The organism is Bacillus sp. ABR (assembly GCF_056172715.1).
The window spans coordinates 14,376-32,381 of the sequence record NZ_JAOYSL010000003.1 but is presented as its reverse complement, the minus strand read 5'-3'; the positions used below and the strand labels follow the sequence as shown (position 1 = coordinate 32,381).

At 43.8% G+C, this 18,006-nt stretch carries 15 protein-coding genes; 3 read left to right on the top strand and 12 right to left on the bottom strand.

Features of this window, described 5'->3' with window-relative positions; all coding sequences use genetic code 11:
* Positions 1 to 21: 21 nt before the first annotated feature.
* Positions 22 to 420 carry a DUF3221 domain-containing protein gene (locus OIT90_RS10240; RefSeq protein ID WP_247544732.1) on the bottom strand — a complete coding sequence of 133 codons (399 nt, stop codon included), beginning with the start codon at positions 418 to 420 and terminating at the stop codon, positions 22 to 24.
* Positions 421 to 681: 261 nt separating this feature from the next.
* Here OIT90_RS10240 and OIT90_RS10235 point away from each other — a divergent pair, with 261 nt between their 5' ends.
* Positions 682 to 2,502 (top strand): assimilatory sulfite reductase (NADPH) flavoprotein subunit, encoded by a 1,821-nt coding sequence (locus tag OIT90_RS10235; protein ID WP_474892516.1) that lies wholly within the window; start codon positions 682 to 684, stop codon positions 2,500 to 2,502.
* Positions 2,503 to 2,535: 33 nt separating this feature from the next.
* Positions 2,536 to 4,254 carry an assimilatory sulfite reductase (NADPH) hemoprotein subunit gene (gene cysI, locus OIT90_RS10230; protein WP_059377376.1) on the top strand — a complete coding sequence of 573 codons (1,719 nt, stop codon included), beginning with the start codon at positions 2,536 to 2,538 and terminating at the stop codon, positions 4,252 to 4,254.
* Between the two features lie 28 nt (positions 4,255 to 4,282).
* Here cysI and OIT90_RS10225 read toward each other — a convergent pair whose 3' ends face one another.
* From OIT90_RS10225 to OIT90_RS10180, 10 genes are all read right to left on the bottom strand, one after another.
* A complete protein-coding gene (locus tag OIT90_RS10225) occupies positions 4,283 to 6,217 on the bottom strand; it encodes an AMP-binding protein (RefSeq protein ID WP_474892515.1) in 1,935 nt (644 codons plus the stop codon).
* A 13-nt stretch (positions 6,218 to 6,230) separates the two neighbouring features.
* Complete coding sequence (locus tag OIT90_RS10220; RefSeq protein WP_410559130.1) at positions 6,231 to 7,754, bottom strand: acyl-CoA carboxylase subunit beta; 1,524 nt, start codon at positions 7,752 to 7,754, stop codon at positions 6,231 to 6,233.
* An 18-nt stretch (positions 7,755 to 7,772) separates the two neighbouring features.
* Positions 7,773 to 8,555, bottom strand: coding sequence for an enoyl-CoA hydratase-related protein (locus OIT90_RS10215; RefSeq protein ID WP_268474593.1), 783 nt, complete (start codon positions 8,553 to 8,555; stop codon positions 7,773 to 7,775).
* Between the two features lie 12 nt (positions 8,556 to 8,567).
* The gene (locus tag OIT90_RS10210) at positions 8,568 to 9,476 is read right to left on the bottom strand and encodes a hydroxymethylglutaryl-CoA lyase (RefSeq protein ID WP_410559131.1); all 909 of its coding nucleotides are present in this window, start codon (positions 9,474 to 9,476) and stop codon (positions 8,568 to 8,570) included.
* Positions 9,477 to 9,487: 11 nt separating this feature from the next.
* Positions 9,488 to 9,703, bottom strand: coding sequence for an acetyl-CoA carboxylase biotin carboxyl carrier protein subunit (locus OIT90_RS10205; protein ID WP_039179120.1), 216 nt, complete (start codon positions 9,701 to 9,703; stop codon positions 9,488 to 9,490).
* Positions 9,700 to 11,049 carry an acetyl-CoA carboxylase biotin carboxylase subunit gene (locus OIT90_RS10200; RefSeq protein ID WP_474892514.1) on the bottom strand — a complete coding sequence of 450 codons (1,350 nt, stop codon included), beginning with the start codon at positions 11,047 to 11,049 and terminating at the stop codon, positions 9,700 to 9,702. The genes OIT90_RS10205 and OIT90_RS10200 overlap by 4 nt, the downstream gene beginning before the upstream one ends.
* Positions 11,050 to 11,057: 8 nt before the next feature.
* Positions 11,058 to 12,692, bottom strand: a complete 1,635-nt coding sequence (locus tag OIT90_RS10195; protein ID WP_474892513.1) for an AMP-binding protein — start codon at positions 12,690 to 12,692, stop codon at positions 11,058 to 11,060.
* A 45-nt stretch (positions 12,693 to 12,737) separates the two neighbouring features.
* Positions 12,738 to 13,880 carry an acyl-CoA dehydrogenase family protein gene (locus tag OIT90_RS10190; protein ID WP_064498554.1) on the bottom strand — a complete coding sequence of 381 codons (1,143 nt, stop codon included), beginning with the start codon at positions 13,878 to 13,880 and terminating at the stop codon, positions 12,738 to 12,740.
* A 144-nt stretch (positions 13,881 to 14,024) separates the two neighbouring features.
* Complete coding sequence (locus tag OIT90_RS10185) at positions 14,025 to 15,566, bottom strand: glycoside hydrolase family 10-like protein (protein ID WP_064498555.1); 1,542 nt, start codon at positions 15,564 to 15,566, stop codon at positions 14,025 to 14,027.
* 24 nt (positions 15,567 to 15,590) lie between these two features.
* The gene (locus OIT90_RS10180; protein WP_474892512.1) at positions 15,591 to 16,397 is read right to left on the bottom strand and encodes a tyrosine-protein phosphatase; all 807 of its coding nucleotides are present in this window, start codon (positions 16,395 to 16,397) and stop codon (positions 15,591 to 15,593) included.
* Between the two features lie 149 nt (positions 16,398 to 16,546).
* Between OIT90_RS10180 and OIT90_RS10175 the strand changes: the two genes are divergently transcribed.
* Positions 16,547 to 17,311 (top strand): DeoR/GlpR family DNA-binding transcription regulator, encoded by a 765-nt coding sequence (locus OIT90_RS10175; protein WP_106025080.1) that lies wholly within the window; start codon positions 16,547 to 16,549, stop codon positions 17,309 to 17,311.
* A 16-nt stretch (positions 17,312 to 17,327) separates the two neighbouring features.
* On the opposite strand, the gene OIT90_RS10170 is transcribed toward OIT90_RS10175, so the two are convergent.
* Positions 17,328 to 17,906 (bottom strand): branched-chain amino acid aminotransferase, encoded by a 579-nt coding sequence (locus OIT90_RS10170; RefSeq protein WP_474892511.1) that lies wholly within the window; start codon positions 17,904 to 17,906, stop codon positions 17,328 to 17,330.
* Positions 17,907 to 18,006: the final 100 nt, after the last annotated feature.

Here is an 18,006-nt window from a genome sequence, read left to right as displayed (position 1 = left end):
AAAGAATCTGCCCCTGCTCCCCTACTTATCCATTATGATGTGATATTTTTTGACCGTTGCTTTAGGAGGAGACGATTCTTGTAACTCATCAAACCAAACCTCAATCGTTTGACCCTGTGACAGCTTTTTAGAATCTACTTTCGTTAAATCCATAACGATGAGATCATTTTTATACTTTTCAATAAGAAGATGAGTTTTCAATGAATCATCGCTTTTTAGAGGCGTTCTATTATTTATAAGAAGTAAATTTGTTTCCCCTTTACTTAGCAGTACGCCTTTTTTTGAAAAAGATGCTGTTGTTTTACTCTTATTGTATGAATCCTTTATATTGTCCTTTGGAGAATTGCACGCTGCTAATAAAATGAGAACAATCAAGAAGACAAGCCGAAAACATTTTCTGTTTTTAAATTTTAGCTGCATCAACTTTCATACACCCCTTTTCAATTGCTTACGATCGCTTCTTCATTCAAAACGGCCCCATTTTTCTTAAGGTGCTTTATACAGATAAGCGATTCATCTTCAAGTTTCTTCACCTTGCAAAGGTATTAGAAATCTTAATCATGACAATCAATATTATATATTTTACTTAATGGCAAACTTTCGGTAAAGTTCAAATTGAACCTATATATATAATTCCTATCGAATTAATCTATGTTTATATTCCTTGTGAGGTGGATATCGTTGCAACTTCATGTATTGAACAGTCCGTTTAGTCAGCAGCAGGCAGAACTGCTTAATCAGCTGCTTCCGACTTTAACAGATCAGCAAAAAATTTGGCTTACCGGTTATTTATCAGCACAGGCAGCTTTAACCGGATTAGAAAATACTGCCCAAACCCCTTCTCCTTCTGCTGCAGCACCAGCGCAGCCTGTCAGCAAAGATGTGACCGTGCTTTATGGCTCGCAAACAGGCAATTCTGAAGGGTTAGCAAAAAAGACAGCGCAGTATCTTGAAGAGAAAGGTTTTCAAGTGACGCTCTCTTCTATGTCAGATTTTAAACCAAATAGTCTGAAAAAAATAAACAATTTACTGATCATTGTCAGCACACATGGTGAGGGAGATCCGCCTGATAATGCCCTTTCTTTCCATGAATATGTTCACGGCAGACGTGCACCAAAGCTTGATCATTTAAGCTTTTCTGTCCTTTCACTTGGTGACAGCTCTTACGAATTCTTCTGTCAAACAGGTAAAGAATTTGATGAGCGTTTAAAAGAGCTTGGCGGAACGCGTCTTTTCGATCGAGTGGACTGTGACCTTGATTATGATGAGCCGTTTTCTGAATGGCTTCAAGGGGTGGCATCTTCACTTAGTGAAGGCGGAGCCGCAGCAACCCAGCAGGAATCAGCAGGAGTAAACACTCAAACCGCTGCATCTGAATACTCAAGAACAAATCCTTTTTATGCTGAAGTGCTTGAAAATCTCAACCTAAATGGCCGCGGCTCTAACAAAGAAACCCGTCATTTGGAGCTTTCTCTTGAAGGATCAGGACTTGTTTATGAGCCAGGTGACAGCCTTGGTATTTATCCAACAAATGATCCTGCGCTTGTTGATGAACTGATCACAACATGCGGATGGAATGCAGAGGAAACCGTCACCGTTCATAAAAACGGCGGCACGCTTCCTTTAAAAGAAGCACTCACCTCTCATTTTGAGATTACCGTATTAACAAAACCTCTTCTTCAAAAGATGGCGTCCTTTACAAAAAGCGAAGCCTTGCAGGCCCTTTTAGAAGAAGGAAGCGAAGAAAAATTAAAAGCGTATATAGCAGGAAGAGATTTAGTAGATGCTGCTCGTGATTTCGGTCCTTTTGAAGGAACAGCGGCAGACTTCGCTGCGATTTTAAGAAAAATTCCTGCACGCCTTTATTCCATTGCAAGCAGCCTTAAAGCAAATGAAGAAGAAGTTCATTTGACGATCGGTGCTGTGAGATATGATGCTCACGGAAGAGAACGTCAAGGTGTCTGCTCAATCTTATGTGCGGAGCGCTTAGAGCCAGGTGATAAGCTACCTGTTTATATCCAGCACAATCAAAACTTTAAGCTTCCTGAAAACCATGATGCACCGATCATTATGGTGGGACCAGGCACAGGTATCGCCCCTTTCCGTTCATTTATGCAGGAGCGTGAGGAAGTTGGTGCAGATGGAAAGTCATGGTTGTTCTTCGGTGATCAGCACTTTGTGACGGATTTCTTATATCAAACCGAATGGCAAAAGTGGTTAAAAGATGGTGTGTTAACGAAAATGGATGTGGCTTTTTCAAGAGATTCAGAGGAAAAAGTATATGTCCAGCACCAAATGAAGAAACAAAGTAAAGAATTATTCGAATGGCTGGAACAAGGTGCCTATGTATATGTCTGCGGAGATGAAAAACATATGGCGCATGATGTTCATGATACCCTTCTATCAATCATCCAAGAAGAAGGTGCGATGAGCAAAGAGAAAGCAGAAAGCTATCTAGCCAACTTGCAGCAGCAAAAACGCTATCAGCGTGACGTATATTGATTGAATGCTTGAGAGAAAGGAGCTTTTACTTACATGGTGAAGACAGCATTAACAGCGCCGGATGGACCTCCGAGCGACGTAGAGGAAATCAAAGAAAAAAGTGATTATTTACGGGGTACATTAAAAGAAGTGATGCTTGATCCGATTTCAGCGGGTATTCCTGATGATGATAACCGCCTGATGAAGCATCATGGCAGTTATTTACAGGATGATCGTGACCTGAGAAATGAACGGCAAAAACAAAAGCTTGAGCCTGCCTATCAATTTATGCTGCGCGTCCGCCTGCCTGGCGGAATTGCTACATCCAAGCAGTGGCTTGTCATGGATGAGCTTGCTCATAAATATGGAAACGGTACGTTAAAGCTGACAACTCGTGAAACCTTTCAGCTTCACGGTATTTTAAAATGGAACATGAAAAAGACCATTCAAGACATCCACTCTACTATGCTTGATACAATCGCTGCTTGCGGCGATGTGAACCGTAATGTCATGTGTACGTCAAATCCCTATCAATCAGAAGTACACCATGACGTATACGAGCTCGCCAAAAAATTAAGTGATGACCTGCTTCCGCAAACAAGAGCATATCATGAAATTTGGCTTGATGAGGAAAAAGTAGCGGCTACGCCTGATACAGAGGTTGAGCCGATGTATGGTCCGCTTTATCTGCCAAGAAAATTCAAGATTGGTGTGGCGGTCCCTCCTGCTAACGATATAGATGTCTTTTCGCAGGATTTAGGCTTCATTGCGATTATTGAAAATGATCAATTAGTCGGCTTTAATGTCGCGATTGGCGGCGGAATGGGCATGACGCATGGTGATACAGCGACCTATCCTCAGCTTGCAAAAGTGATTGGCTTTTGTACACCGGAACAAGTTGTAGAGATTGCCAAACAAGTGATCACTATTCAACGTGACTACGGAAACCGTTCGGTGAGAAAAAATGCCCGCTTTAAATATACAGTGGACCGTCTCGGTCTTGAGAATGTAAAAGAAGAGCTTGAACGCCGCCTAGGGTTTACCCTTTTAGACGCAAGAGATTACCACTTTGATCATAACGGTGACCGCTATGGCTGGGTAAAAGGCATCAATGGCAGATGGCATTATACGATGTTTGTAGAAGGCGGCCGCATCACGGATTACGATGACTACCCGCTGATGACAGGCATCCGTGAAATCGCAAAGATTCATACAGGTGACTTCCGCTTAACAGCGAATCAAAATTTAATGATTGGAAATGTCACAACGCATAAAAAGAAACAAATCGAGCAGCTCATTCAGGAGTTCGGTTTATCAGCTGGCCAGCAGCACTCGGCACTGCGCCGCAGTTCAATGGCTTGTGTTTCTCTTCCAACATGTGGTTTAGCGATGGCAGAAGCAGAACGCTACCTCCCGCGCTTAATTGACAAAATTGAAGAGATTGTCGAAGAAAACGGCTTAAGTGATAAAGAAATCACGATTCGTATGACTGGATGTCCAAATGGATGCGCCCGTCATGCACTAGGTGAAATTGGCTTTATCGGGAAATCACCTGGCAAATACAATATGTATCTAGGCGCTGCTTTCGATGGCAGCAGATTAAGTAAACTGTACCGAGAAAATGTTGGAGAAGAAGACATTTTAAACGAGCTTGGCTCTCTTCTCCCCCGCTATGCAAAAGAACGTGAAGAGGATGAACATTTCGGTGATTTTGTGATTCGGGCAGGAATTGTAAAAGCAACAACAGATGGCACGAATTTTCATGTGCAATAAAAAAGACAGGGATCTCTCCTGTCTTTTTTTATATACTTTGTTTCCTTTTCAAGTATTCGCAAATGCATTTGTAGACATTCGGATTATCTAAAGAAGATAGATCTGGTGAAGGCTGCTGCTCATACGCGCCTTTTAATAAACGCCGGACGATTTTTCCGTTTCTTGTTTTCGGTAAAGCTGAAATGAGATGAATTTCCTTTGGAGTGAGCGCTTTCCCCGCATATGAACCAACATGAGTTTTAAGCTCTGAAATGAGTGCTGCTTCTTCGAAAGACTGTAATCTGGCTACGACGAAACAAACAAGTGCTTCTCCCTTCACCTCATCCTTGACTCCAATCACAGCAGCCTCATGTACGGCTGGATGCCCGACAAGAATGGATTCAATTTCAGCTGGACCGACACGTTTTCCTGCTGTATTAATGACATCATCCGATCTGCCCGTGATATGGAAGGCGCCATCCTCTGATTGCATCACCCAATCACCGTGTGTCCACACCCCATCAAATCGTTTGAAATATGTGTCTTCATATCGCTCTGGATCTTTCCAAAATCCACATGTCATACCGACCCATGGCTTTTTCACAACAAGCTCCCCTACCTCATTCATCACGCTCTGTCCTGCCTCATTAAAAACATCTGCCGCCATTCCTAAGATTGCCGCATTAAAAAGGATCGGTTTGATTGGACGAAGCAGCGTACTTCCTACAATACCGCCAGAAACCTCTGTTCCCCCTGAGTAATTTAAGATCGGAATATGCTTTTGACCAATTGTGTCAAAAAGCCATTGCCATGGTGCTTCATTCCAAGGTTCACCTGTAGAAATGATGGCTTTGACATGCGGCAGCTCAATGTCTGCAAGGTTTTGCTGCATTGCAGATCGAACAAAAGTTGGTGAAAGTCCAAAATGGGTGACTTTTTGCTCGTGGATGAATGACCAAAGGTGCTGTTCATCTGGATAATCGGGGGCGCCGTCATATAAAACAATTGCAGCTCCATTGATCAAGCCGCCAAAGACGAGAAATGGCCCCATCATCCATCCCATGTCTGTGAGCCAAAACAAGTGGTCTCCTTTTGCAACATCCATACAAAGACCAGCATCAAAAGCCGCTTTTACAGGAAAGCCTGCATGGGTATGAACAGCCCCTTTTGGTGTACCGGTTGTTCCAGACGTGTATAAGATCATAAGGGGATCTTGATTTGAAAGATAAGTCGTTTCACTCATTGGTTCTTCTTTTAACAAATCGTTTAGCTTGATATCCTCTTTATATCCAGTAGGAGAGGAAGCGTGTACAATGACTGTTTTGACGGTCTTGGTTTTGTCGATTGCTTCTGCCGCACATTCCCGCATGTTGATCGTTTTTCCCCGGCGCGTCACGCTCGACCCTGTGACGACAATGCTTGCCCCCGATGCACGAATACGTACGGCAAGAGGCTCGCTTCCATAGCCAGAAAAAACTGGGCTAAAGATGACACCAATCTTTGCAAAGGCAAGCATGACGGCAGCTGTTTCCGGAAGCATCGGCATATAAATGACCGCCACATCCCCTTTTTGAATTCCCTTCTTCAAAAAACCAGCAGCGAGACGATTGACCTTTTCCTGAAGTTCGAGAAACGTCCATCTACTTTCTTCTCCCGCTTCATTTCTCCAAATCACGGCTGGTTGATGCTGGGTTTCTTCATTCTCTGCCCATTTGTCAACAGCCGTTTCGACCACGTTGAGCCGGCCGCCTTTATACCAATTGGGCCACATGAATGAATCTTGGCCTAAAACGGCTTCATACGGCTCCTTCCACACGATGCCGACCGCCTTTTCAGCTTCTCTCCAAAACCAATCGGTATGCTCGATACTAGCTTGATAGAACGCATCGTAAGTAGAAAAACCAAGTGAATGCATCCATTTGTAAAGACGTGTTTGTTTCATCATCTGCTCTTCGGGGATCCACGCTGGTTTTTGGTTCATCATGAGGCTGCCCCCTTTAGACCGGATAAACCGGGTGTTTTCGTCTTGTAAATGTCATTTCTTTAGCGGTATAGGCTTGTAATCTATGACAAAGCTCATCTCGCAAATGGTCAAACGGGATGACACCATCAACAATCATTTCAGAGGCAAGCTCATATATATTCATATCTTCCTGGTATTCCTTGCGTTTCTCTTGTATAAATGCCGCCCGCTCTTCTACAGGCAGTTCGGCAATTTTATTCGCATAGACCGCATTTACAGCGGCTTCTGGCCCCATGACAGCAATTTGTGCTGATGGAAGTGCGAGACAGCAGTCCGGTTCAAAGGCTGGTCCTGCCATTGCATATAAACCTGCACCATATGCTTTACGAACAATGACGGATATTTTCGGAACGGTTGCCTCTGACATGGCGGAGATCATTTTCGCCCCATGCCTAATAATGCCTGCTTGTTCCACTTTTGTTCCGATCATAAACCCCGGTATATCCGCAAGAAAAAGGAGTGGAATATGAAAGGCGTCACATAGCTGAATAAACTTGGCGGCTTTGTCGGCCGAGTCATGGAATAATACGCCGCCTTTTACCCTCGGCTGGTTGGCAATAAGACCGACAGGCTGACCATTCATACGGCCAAATCCTGTGATCAGCTCTGCGGCAAATAGCTTTTTGATTTCAAAAAATGATCCTTCATCAATGAGTAAATCAATAAGCTGATACATATCAAAAGGGGTATTCTGCCCTTTAGGGATGAGATCTTGAATGGTAATCTCTGATGGTTTAGGTGCTTTTGCGGCTGCCCGTTTTGGTTTTTCTGTATAATTGGCAGGCATGTAAGTTAAATAGGTGCGAGCGATTTCAATGGCTTCTTCTTCTGTTTTTGCTAAAATATCACCGCATCCAGAAATGCTGCAATGCATTTTCGCCCCGCCCATTTCTTCAAGTGATACTTTCTCTCCAATCACCATTTCAGCCATTCGCGGTGAGCCTAAATACATTGAGGCATTCCCTTCGACCATGACGACGATGTCACAAAAAGCAGGAATGTAAGCACCTCCGGCTGCAGAAGGACCAAATAGTAAACAAATTTGCGGAATACGTCCAGACAGCTTTACCTGGTTATAAAAAATGCGGCCTGCGCCTCTTCTGCCTGGAAACATGGCGATTTGATCGGTGATTCTAGCACCCGCAGAGTCGACTAAATACAGCATCGGACAGTTGAGTTTTTCGGCTGTTTCTTGGATTCTAATGATTTTTTCTACCGTTTTGACGCCCCATGATCCTGCTTTGACGGTAGAATCATTTGCCATGACGCAAACCGTCTGCCCATTCATCCGCCCCGTCCCTGTGACAACACCATCTGCTGGTAAATGTTCATCCTGACACTCGGCAAACATGGCATCCTCAATGAAAGAATCCTCATCTAATAACAACTGGAGGCGGTCACGGACGAACAATTTTCCTTTTTCTTTGTTTTTTTGATGGTATCGCTCGGCCCCGCCTTTCAGAATCTGCTGTTTTTTCTTTTCATATTCTTCGATCATACCCATTCCCCTTTCTTACTACCTGCCTTTGTATTGAGGCATGCGTTTTTCTTGGAAGGCTTGAAGACCTTCCGTTCGATCTTCTGTATCAATGAGCCGTAGATAGGCTTCGTATTCCTTCGTTATACCTGAATACAAATCGTGATCAAGGCTTGATTGAATCGCTTGCTTCGCTTCTTTTAAGGCAAGCGGACCATTTTTGATGATTTGTTTTGCAAGAGAGATGGCATCGTTCATAAGTGAATCTGCTACAGAAATATGCTCAATCAGCCCGATTTGAATGGCTTCTTCTGCTTGTAATGATGCGCCTGTGAAAATAAGTTCTTTTGCTTTACCGAGTCCAATGAGGCGCGGAAGCCGCTGCGTCCCTCCGGCTCCTGGTATGATAGCTAGTCCTGTTTCTGGCAGGCCGAGTCTGGCTCCGGCTCGTGCGATGCGGAGATCACAAGCGAGCGCGAGCTCAAGTCCTCCGCCAAGTGCGTGTCCGTTCATCACTGCAATGACAGGTACAGGAATGGATTCAATCTCGATAAAGGTTTGCTGAATTGAACGAACAGCTCCTTTTGCTTCTGCTTCTGTCATCAATCGTCGTTCTTTTAAATCTGCACCAGCGCAAAAGACTTTTGAACCGGCTCCTGTAATGAGCAGACAGCGGATGCTTTCATCGTGTTTGATTTCTTGAATGGTTTGATTGATCTCCTCGAGCATAGGAGCGGATAGGGAATTCGCTTGTTCTGGCCTGTTTAAGGTCATGATGCCGATCTGTTCATCTTGTATTGAAAAATGGACCAATGATGTCATGTTATTCATCCTTTATGAAGTAGTCTGAGAGTGAAAAGCGCGTAAACAGTGACTAGGCAGGGTTCGATCTACTTTTGCTTCAATCCATTCTGCCGCTTGAATTAATGCAGGAAGGTGAATATTTGTCTCAATTCCTAGTTTTTGAAGCATATGCACCACATCTTCTGTCGCCACGTTTCCGCTGGAGCCAGGTGCATAGGGACATCCGCCAAGCCCCCCGCTGGAGGAGTCAAATATCGTGATTCCGGCTTTTAATGCCGTATAAATATTGGCAAGAGCCATCCCCTTCGTATCATGAAAATGAAGAGCAATTTTATCAGCAGGAAAACGTTCAAGTAAAATGTCTAAGCGCCTTTCTACTTGTAGCGGATGGGCTTCACCGATGGTGTCACCGAGAGATATTTCATCAATGCCATAAGAAAGCAAAATATCCGTTAACCGCAGGACTTTATCCATTGGCACTTGTTTTTCATACGGGCAGCCAAACACGGTGGAGATATACGCGCGTGTGTGTTTTCCTGCTGCTTTTAAATCAGCTGTCATTTGTTTGATGACAGGAAGTGTTTCGTGGATGGATTGATTCATATTTTTCTTGTTATGTGTTTCACTCGAAGAGATAAACATAGCGCCTGTGTCAAGATTGGCTTCAAAAAAATGAGCTAAGCCTTTTTCATTGGGAATGAGTGCTGCATAGGTGATGTCGTCTTTTTTGTTTAAGGATTGGGTGAGTTCTTTGGCATCTTTTAAGGCTGGAACCCATTTAGGATGAACAAATGATGTGACTTCAATATAAGGGAGCTGGGCTGCTGCGAGCAGATCTATCCACGTTCGCTTCTCGCCTGTGTCCAGCCAGACTGATTCATTTTGCAGTCCGTCCCGCGGGCCGACCTCCCTGATAAGCACACTCTTTGGTAATGCCATCTGGCTCCCTCCTATTCTGTCAGTTCTAAAAGAACCTCTCCTTCATCGACAAACTCTCCCTCTGCCTTATGCACTTTGCGGATGATCCCGGCCTCTTCAGCAACGATCGGAATTTCCATTTTCATTGATTCTAAGATGGCAACCTCCTGTCCTTTTTGCACTTCATCGCCTTGTTTCACAAGAAGCTTCCACAAGTTTCCGGCCATTTGAATCGTGACAGTTTTCATGAACGGTTTTCCTCCCTTTTTTTCATGAGAAAATCGGTTGTGATGCTGCCTTGTAAGAAGGCAGAAGATCCGGCCATTTCCCTTAAAAGTGGTAAGTTGGTTTTGATCCCTTCTATTTCATATGCTTGTAATGCCCCTTTTAATCGTTCTATTGCAAGTTTTCGTGTATCACCGTAAACGATCATTTTCGCAATCATTGGATCGTAAAAAGGGGTTATAATGCTTCCCTTTGTCACACTTGACTCATGACGGATATACGGAGCTTCAGGCGTAGAAAGCCGAGTGATCGTTCCTGGTGAAGGATAAAAGGTGACGGGATCTTCCGCATAAATTCTAACCTCGATGGCATGCCCGATTTGATGAATATCCTCCTGATTAAAGGAAAGCGACTCACATGCAGCGATTTTCAGCTGCTCCTCAACAAGGTCAATACCTGTAATTTCTTCTGTGACAGGGTGCTCTACTTGTAATCTTGTGTTCATTTCTAGGAAATAAAATTGTTGATGCTGATCGACTAAGCATTCAATCGTCCCTGCATTTTCATACCCAATCGCTTTGGCTGCTTTGACGGCCATCTCCCCCATCTGACGTCTCACCGGTTCATCGAGACAGGCGGCTGGTGCTTCTTCAATGATTTTTTGATGTCTCCGCTGGAGTGAACAGTCGCGCTCAAATAAGTGAACCCCATGACCGAAGGAATCAAAAAGGACCTGGATTTCAATGTGCCGCGCGTTTTCAATGACCTTTTCCATATACAGCGTCCCATCGTTGAAAAAGCTTTGTGCTCTTTTTTGATTCCCTTCAAAAGCCCTGTACAGCTCATCGTCATTTTGCACGAGCTGCATACCAATTCCTCCACCCCCGCTTGAGGCCTTGAGCATGATCGGATAACCGAGTGACTGCGCTTGACTCACTCCTTCTTCTGCATCATGCAGCGGAGCTGAAACGCCTGGTACAATGGGGATCCCTGCTTGAGCCATCGTTTTTCTTGCTTCAATTTTATTCCCCATTCGCTGAATGACTTGTGCGGATGGCCCAATAAAGGCAATACCTTCGCTGCGACAGCGTTCTGCAAAGGCCGCATTTTCTGATAAGAGGCCATATCCTGGGTGAATAGCATCTGTATTTGTCTGCTTGGCTACCCTAATGATGGCTTCCATGTTTAAATAGCTTTCAGATACTTTCGCGCCTCCAATCAGATAGGCGCTGTCTGCTTCTTGCACATGAAGTGCATGCTGATCTGCTTCTGAATAAACGGCAACGGTGTGGATCCCGAGCCTTTTACATGTTCGAATAATTCGCCTAGCAATTTCGCCTCGATTGGCAATCAGTACTTTTTGAAACATCGCTGCCTTCACTCCTTTATTAGATCAAGCGCCTGTTTTTTCAGACGAAATTTTTGAATCTTCCCTGATGCGGTCATCGGATACTCGTCAGTGATGAAAAAATATTTAGGAATTTTGTAGCGCGCCATTTGCGACTGACAATAGCTGGTGAGTGTCTCAATCGTCACCGTTCTGCCTTGCTTAAGCCGAAGGAATGCGGCGGCTTCTTCTCCATACGTCTCGTCAGGTATACCAACAACCTGTGCATCAAGAATGTCCGGATGAGTATAAAGAACATCCTCAATCTCTTTTGGGTATACATTCTCCCCGCCTCTAATGATCATATCTTTCAGCCGTCCTGTGATTTTCACATAGCCGTCCTCATCCATCTCTGCTAAATCTCCCGTATGAAGCCAGCCGTCCTGATCAATCACTTCATTTGTGGCTTCTTCATTTTTATAGTAGCCTTTCATCACATGATAGCCTCTTGTACACAGCTCGCCTTGTTCTCCTCTTGGTACTTCCTCCGGCGTGCCTGGAACGGTGATTTTCACTTCGATGTGAGGAAGCGCCCGGCCGACCGTTTGAACCCGTCTTTCAAATGAATCATCCGTTCTTGTTTGGGTAATGACAGGAGAGCTTTCAGTCTGTCCGTAGGCAATCGTGAGCTCCTTCAGTCCCATTTGTTCAATGACGGCTTTCATCACATGGGATGGGCAAAGAGATCCTGCCATAATGCCCGTTCGTAATGTGGACAGATCGTATTGGTGAAAATTCGGATGGTCGAGCTCTGCAATGAACATTGTCGGGACGCCGTGAAGGACGGTGCACTTCTCTTTTTCCACGGTTTGAAGGACTCGCTCTGGGTGGAAGGATTCAACCGGAATAATCGTTCCTCCCTTTGTGAGACAAGCAAGCACGCCAAGAACGGATCCAAAGCAATGAAAGAAAGGAACGGGAATACACATTCGATCCTTTTGGGTGAGCTTCATACAATCTGCGATTTGGCTGGCATTGCAGACGATGTTTGTATGGCTGAGCATGACTCCTTTTGGATAGCCGGTTGTGCCTGAAGTATATTGCATATTAATGACGTCATCTGGCGCAAGCTCATCCATTCGTTTCTCCCACTCGTGATCCTCAGTTCTTTTAGCAGCAGCTTGAATACTGTTCCAGCTGCGCATGCCTTTTGGCGTGTGCTCGCCAATATAGACGACACTTTTTAAATAAGGAAAAGATGAGGAGGTGATCTCGCCTTGATGAGCGTTTTGAAGCTCTGGTATGAGTTCTTCAAGCATTTTGACATAGGATGTCTCTTTAAAGCCGTCTACGATAAACAGCATGCTGCTATCAGAATGCTTGAGTAAATAGGCGAGTTCCTGTGCTTGAAAATTCGTATTTACAGTGACAAGAACGGCTCCAATCGACGCGCAGGCGAATTGCAGCATGAGCCATTCAGGTACATTAGGCGCCATGATGGCGATATGATCCCCTTTTTGAACCCCTAATGCCATAAGACCTTTTCCTGTTTCCTTGACTTCTCGATAAAACGCTTCATATGAATAACGTAATGAACGTTCTGGATACACAATGGCTTCATGTGCTGGATGCTGCTCCCTTTTCTCTTTTAAAAGGGAGCAGATTGTCTGCGGATGAATCGACATGATGGCTTTCCTCCTCCATTGATAGTAAGCGTTTTCATTATCGGATTACGCTAACAGTTGTCTTGCGATGACTAGACGCTGAATTTCAGAGGTCCCTTCTCCAATTTCCATGAGCTTTGCATCTCTCACTAGCCGTTCTACACCACATTCTTTCATATAGCCTGTTCCTCCATGAATTTGGACAGCATCAAGACTTGCTTTTGTCGCCATTTCAGAAGCGAAAAGTTTGGCATAAGCAGCTTCTTTTGTAAACGGCTTGCCGTGATCTTTCAGCCAAGCGGCTTTCCAAACCATTTGTCTCGCGAGTTCTATTTGCATCGCCATATCTGCCAGCTTAAACTGAATGGCTTGGAAGGAAGAAAGGGTTTGCCCAAATTGCTTTCTTTCCTTTGCATGCGAGAGCGAAGCATCGAGTGCAGCTTGTGCAATGCCAACTGATAACGCAGCAATTGAAATACGTCCTCCGTCTAATGTATATAAAAATTGCTTAAAGCCTTTCGCTGGGTCTCCTAAAATATTCTGGGCTGGTACACGTACACCGTCTAAAATGATTTCTGCTGTATCTGACCCACGCACGCCCATTTTGTCATATGGATTTGTAATGGACAGCCCTTTTTGCCCTTTCTCCACAATGAAGGCGGAGATGATCGGGCGGCCGTGTTCATCATGATCCGTGACAGCGGTGACAATAATGGTTCTGGCAAAATTGGCGTTTGTGATCCAGCACTTCTCCCCGTTGATGACATATTCTTGTCCGTCTTTGACTGCTTTTGTTTTCGTCCCTTTTGCATCTGATCCTGCGTTTGGTTCTGTTAAACCGAAGGAACCAAGTGCTGTCCCAGAAGCCAGCGGGACAAGGTGGTCCATCTTTTGGTCCTCTGTACCGAAGTAATAAAGCGGGCTTGCGCCTAAGGATACGGCTGCGGCATAGCTAAGACCTGTACTGGCACACTGTTTTCCGATTTCTTCTACAGCGAGTGCATACGATATCGTATCTCCTCCTGAGCCTCCGTATTTCTCTGGAAAGGGGATGCCCATAAAGCCGAGCTCCCCCATTTTTTGAAACGTTTTGGCTGGGAATACGGCCTGTTCATCAATCGTTTGAGCGTGTGGTGCAATTTCTGCTTTGGCAAAATCTTTGACCATCTGGCGGATCATTTGTTGTTCTTTCGTTAATTCAAAATCCATCTTGTTTCCCCCTTTGGCTCTTTTCTATCATATTTATTAATCAAGCAGCGGCTTCATGCCAAGCTTGATTGAATTCAGAAAATTAAAACAAGAATAATAGAAAAAAAGCATGAACGAAGAAAATCCTCATTCATGCTTTTTCCGTTATTTTACTATTTTTGTAGAAGGCTTGCTTTCGTGATGAAGGCGATTAAGAGCCGTAATCTTGTAAGTATCAATCGTCTTTTGATTGATTGGTAGGTCTTTAATCGTTGTGATGGCGCCTTTTTCTTTTCTAACTGTTTGCAGCAATTCATATGTTCCTTTATTTGTCAATCGATAGACTGCATAATAGGATACGGTAGAATGTGGATCATTTTTGATTTGCAAAGCCGCACCATCCGCTGTCTTTTTCACAGATTGAATGATTGGTTTTTTAGGCGCTTTCTGATGAAGCCAAGGCATTTCTGGAATGAGAGCTGGTTTGCGGTATGACTCTTCTATCAATCGATCCTTTACATTCAAAGGGTTGCGATTGAGATCCTTCAAGCTGAAATGCATGCTTCCCTGCACGAGCTGTGACTGCCTGTTCAGCTCAATCTGCCTAAAATATTCTTCCGGGTCAGACCAAGCAGGATCACTGTTTTGGTTAATTTTATATGCCGCCTGACCAATATACAGGTGAACCGGCTCCCCTTTCACCTCATTTGACCACCATTTCGTCAGCACGTCATAAGCGGCAGCTTGAAAACCGATGCTCCAGTAAATTTGCGGAGTGACATAATCAATATCGTGCTGCTGAATCCACTCTCTTGTATCAGCATACAAATCATCGTAGTTGGTCATTCCAGCAGTGGTGTTTGAACCAGTCGGGTCATCTTTTATGTTGCGCCATACCCCGAATGGACTAATACCAAATTTCACATACGGCTTTTCTTTCTTAATGGTGTCATTGATCTGTTTCACCAGCTGATTCACATTATCTCTTCGCCAATCTTCTATATGTGTAAAAGCTTTTTTTCCATATGTTTCATATGTTTCTTGATCTGGAAACGGCACACCGGCTATTTTATTTGGGTAAAAATAATCATCCATATGCACTGCATCAATATCGTAGTTTTTCACAACCTCTTCTATGCCGAGGGCAATGAAGTCCTGAGCCTCAGGGATGCCAGGGTTGTAATATAGCTGATTACCGTAGGCAATGGTCCATTCAGGATGTTGTCTTGCAGGGTGATCAGCTGATAAACGGCTGAGATCAGTATGATTCATCGTGATTCGGTAAGGATTAAACCAAGCATGAAATTCAAGGCCGCGTTTATGAGCTTCTTCTATCATAAACTCAAGCGGATCATACCCAGGATCTTTCCCTTGCGTTCCAGTCAAATACTCTGACCACGGCCCGTATGCTGAAGGATAAAAAGCATCTGCTGTTGGTTTAATTTGCATAATGACGGCATTCATATTCATCGCTTTGATCTCGTCTAACAAACGAATGAACTCTTTTTTCTGCTCTGCTACGGGCAGCCCCTTCTTTGAGGGCCAATCTAAGTTATAAACCGATGCAATCCATACCGCGCGCATTTCTCTTGTGCTCTCAAGCTTCCCTTTTGGCACTGGACGAGCTGCTAGACTGCTAGAAGGAATCAATAAGAATACAAACATTAACATCAGTGTTAGAACTGTCATACTGATCTTTTTCAGCATGTTTTGCATCACCTCATATTCAGTTTATTCCGCTTTTTGTGATGGAATGCCAGCAGATGGTGTAAGCAGAATGTTTTTCATTTGATTGAGCTGAGCTTCAGGGATTTTGCAGGCTTCAATTAAATACCGCTCTGCACTCCCGTATGTCTCCAGCATTTCGTGCAGCACATCTTCAAGATAATCTTGCTGCACACCGACAAGCGGCTGAATTTGTTCTTTTGATACCCGGTATAAACTCATCCATCGGACAAATCGTTCCTGCCTTCTGACAAGCATTTGCACGCCTTCATTGGACCGCATGTATTCACTTAAAACGACAGTCAGCGGTACACCTGCTGTTAACTGAATCAGGGCAGATAAAAAACCTGTACGGTCCTTGCCACTCGTGCAGTGAAGCATCAGCGGATAATGGCTTTGATCTGAAAGCAGTGTGAACAGCTGCCGAATCTCTTCTTTACGCTCGGTGAGCATGCTTTGATATAAATCTTTCATGATCGGTGTAAATGAGAGAGACTTCCCTTCTGTTACCAGCATACGAAACATGGTCCATTTACTCGGCATCTTACTGTCAGGCTGCATCGGAATATGGACGATTTTGTCGTGTTCCTTGATCTTTGGTGGATGTGATTTACGTTCTGAGGTTGTACGGAGGTCGCAAACAGTTTGAATCCCGAGTGTTGAGAATATCTCGATGTCTTGTTTCGTCAATCGAGATAAGTCTGCGGATCGATAAATCATTCCCTCTTTGATCACCATCCCCTCTGTTGTTTGAAGTCCCCCTACTTCTCTAAAATTCGCAAGCTTTGAAAATGGGTTGTTTGATTGATTCATAGAAGTGAAAGTCCTTTCTGGTTTCGTTCTTTTTTCTATCATACGATTTTATATCAAAGGAGAAAAGAGAATCAATTGACCTAATCCATGTAAGAGAATTTATTGGTATAATGGAAAAAGGACATTCGGATTGATTGGAGATATGAAGCATGATAAAAACAAAACGGATTCAGCAAATTAAAGAGTATGTGTTTGACCGGGAATCTGCTTCACTTGATGAGCTTGTGGCGCATTTTGGTGTCTCAAAAAACACGATACGCCGAGATGTACAGGCATTGGTCGAGTCTGGCGTGCTCAAAAAAGTGTATGGCGGAGTGGCTGTGAACCACTCAACGTTAGTGGTGTATCAGGAGCGAAAGATCCGTCAGCTCAGTAAAAAGCAATTGATCGGTCAGACGGCTGCTGCTTTTGTGGAAAACGGGGATATGATTTTTATTGATTCTGGTACGACAACGCTTGAGATGCTCCCCTATTTGACAGAGAAACAGGTGACCATTGTGACCAATAATGTGGATTTCATTACACAAGCGATGCCTTATGAAAATCTCACCATCTTTTCTACTGGCGGGATGCTTGAAAGGAAAACAAATTCTTTCGTAGGCTATCAAAGTGTAGAGCGCTTAAAAGCTTACAATGTGAATAAAGCCTTTATCGCGTCAACTGGTTTATCAATTGATCACGGCGTCACGAATTCGTCCCCGCTTGAAACCGATATTAAAAAGACGCTCGTTCAAAAAAGTGCCAAAACGTTTTTATTAGTGGATGATAGCAAATTCGATCATTACGCCTTGACCACGTTTTGTGATTTGCACGAAATTGATGTCGTCGTGACCAATCAGGAGCCAAATGAACATTATCTTCAATATGGAAAAGAGCATGATGTGCGGTTTGTCACGCCTTCATCAAATGAATAGATCAAAAAAAAACGGCTCAGGAATTTGAGCCGTTTTTTGATTCATTGATTTCAAGCTGCATGACCATACGGAATAAAAATCGGTACACAGCCGAGATAACGTCAATGAAAGCCATATCTTCGTGGATGTCCTCAAGCTCAAGAAGCTGTAAATTCACATCAAATAAGCCATCTTGTCCATTAAATTGAAGCTGAGCACCATTTAATGGCGATAGCAAGTCCTTTAAAATATTCGTGTCTTTCTTAGGACGTTTGAAACCGAATAACACGGTATACGTTTGAAACACTTCGTCCCATTCAATGGCCAAGCCATCAACTTTCACGACATCAAACCACTTTGATTCGATATAAATAAATACTTTTTGATGTTTTTTCACATATGTAAGCGGCGTGTTTAGAAATGAGGCGTCTTCTGTTTGAATCATGTCCTCAGATTCCTTGTCTACACGCTCTATATATACATCGCCAAAGCGCGCTTCTTCTTTTATTCTCGCCCCTTCTAAAGGCCAATTGCGGCTCGCCGCTTCATCATATTCGAAGTCTGTCAGCGCTTGTCCTTCTTTCAGTAAATCTTGTAAGCGATTTTGCAGTGACATGGCTATGTCTCCTTTCTTCTCCTTCATGTGCGTTTATTATTTTAGCATAACTCAGGAAAAGAAAGATATGTCCTAGCATATGATGGTATGATAGTGTCAA

What these genes read in the sequence shown, in the direction of transcription:
- OIT90_RS10240 (WP_247544732.1), bottom strand. Translation starts at nt 420, where the DNA reads ATGCAGCTAAAATTTAAAAACAGAAAATGTTTTCGGCTTGTCTTCTTG.
- cysI (WP_059377376.1), top strand. Translation starts at nt 2,536, where the DNA reads ATGGTGAAGACAGCATTAACAGCGCCGGATGGACCTCCGAGCGACGTA.
- OIT90_RS10225 (WP_474892515.1), bottom strand. Translation starts at nt 6,217, where the DNA reads ATGATGAACCAAAAACCAGCGTGGATCCCCGAAGAGCAGATGATGAAA.
- OIT90_RS10220 (WP_410559130.1), bottom strand. Translation starts at nt 7,754, where the DNA reads ATGATCGAAGAATATGAAAAGAAAAAACAGCAGATTCTGAAAGGCGGG.
- OIT90_RS10215 (WP_268474593.1), bottom strand. Translation starts at nt 8,555, where the DNA reads ATGACATCATTGGTCCATTTTTCAATACAAGATGAACAGATCGGCATC.
- OIT90_RS10210 (WP_410559131.1), bottom strand. Translation starts at nt 9,476, where the DNA reads ATGGCATTACCAAAGAGTGTGCTTATCAGGGAGGTCGGCCCGCGGGAC.
- OIT90_RS10205 (WP_039179120.1), bottom strand. Translation starts at nt 9,703, where the DNA reads ATGAAAACTGTCACGATTCAAATGGCCGGAAACTTGTGGAAGCTTCTT.
- OIT90_RS10200 (WP_474892514.1), bottom strand. Translation starts at nt 11,049, where the DNA reads ATGTTTCAAAAAGTACTGATTGCCAATCGAGGCGAAATTGCTAGGCGA.
- OIT90_RS10195 (WP_474892513.1), bottom strand. Translation starts at nt 12,692, where the DNA reads ATGTCGATTCATCCGCAGACAATCTGCTCCCTTTTAAAAGAGAAAAGG.
- OIT90_RS10190 (WP_064498554.1), bottom strand. Translation starts at nt 13,880, where the DNA reads ATGGATTTTGAATTAACGAAAGAACAACAAATGATCCGCCAGATGGTC.
- OIT90_RS10185 (WP_064498555.1), bottom strand. Translation starts at nt 15,566, where the DNA reads ATGCTGAAAAAGATCAGTATGACAGTTCTAACACTGATGTTAATGTTT.
- OIT90_RS10180 (WP_474892512.1), bottom strand. Translation starts at nt 16,397, where the DNA reads ATGAATCAATCAAACAACCCATTTTCAAAGCTTGCGAATTTTAGAGAA.
- OIT90_RS10175 (WP_106025080.1), top strand. Translation starts at nt 16,547, where the DNA reads ATGATAAAAACAAAACGGATTCAGCAAATTAAAGAGTATGTGTTTGAC.
- OIT90_RS10170 (WP_474892511.1), bottom strand. Translation starts at nt 17,906, where the DNA reads ATGTCACTGCAAAATCGCTTACAAGATTTACTGAAAGAAGGACAAGCG.